This window comes from Bacillus sp. LR--39, assembly GCF_053613335.1.
This window is the reverse complement of sequence record NZ_JBSIOT010000809.1, coordinates 1-735: the sequence shown is the minus strand read 5'-3', so window position 1 is coordinate 735 and position 735 is coordinate 1. Positions and strand designations below refer to the sequence as shown.

The 735-nt window shown below is 40.8% G+C and carries 1 protein-coding gene; it reads right to left on the bottom strand.

The features are described from left to right. The coding region (locus tag ACWHAR_RS26680) for a DUF1565 domain-containing protein (RefSeq protein ID WP_452088377.1) at window positions 1-636 on the bottom strand (636 nt) is incomplete at its 3' end. Window positions 637-735 lie beyond the last annotated feature (99 nt).

Genomic DNA, 735 nt, shown 5'->3' with positions numbered 1-735 from the left:
CAGCACAACTGCTTCACTCGCTCCAAGCGTCAGTTTCTCAACTGTATTGTCCTCGATTCGGATGTCTTTCATGCTGCCAGTCCCATAGACTGCGATTCCGTGGGCATTTCCTTCATCCGCTGTTGTCTTAATATCCCGGATGTGATTATCCTTAATGGCGATATGACTGCTGGAGCCTGATACATAAATCCCTATAGCAGTTGCTTCCTCAGATGAAACAGAAAGATCTTGAATTGTTAAACCGCTGATGGCAATGTCATGTTTATCGTGAATACGAATAAGCGGTGTTTCATATTCATAGTTCGCAACGGATTCACCGCTAATCACGACGTTTTCATTTTCATAGTTTCGGAATGTGATAGGCTTTCCGTCCGTACCGCTGTGCTTTACATCAAGGATTTCATGATACGTGCCCTTCCGAATCATGACAGTTGTGCCGGCAGCAGCCTTCTCAGATGCGTGTGCCAATGTACGAAACGGTTTTTCTTTTGTTCCTTCATTTTGATCACTGCCATTTGGCGAAACATACAGATAATCCCCAGATCCTTCCTCATTCGCTTTTGTCTTATCATAAACGAAAGCGAGGATGACAGACGTTAAAACACCCGCCAAAAGAATAAAATACCATTTTCTCATTTTCGATTCCCATTTCGTTTTAGAATAGATTTCTAAAACCATTATAAATGTTTAATTTATGGAAAACCATTTCAAAAATTCTAAAATATACCGTCTAAA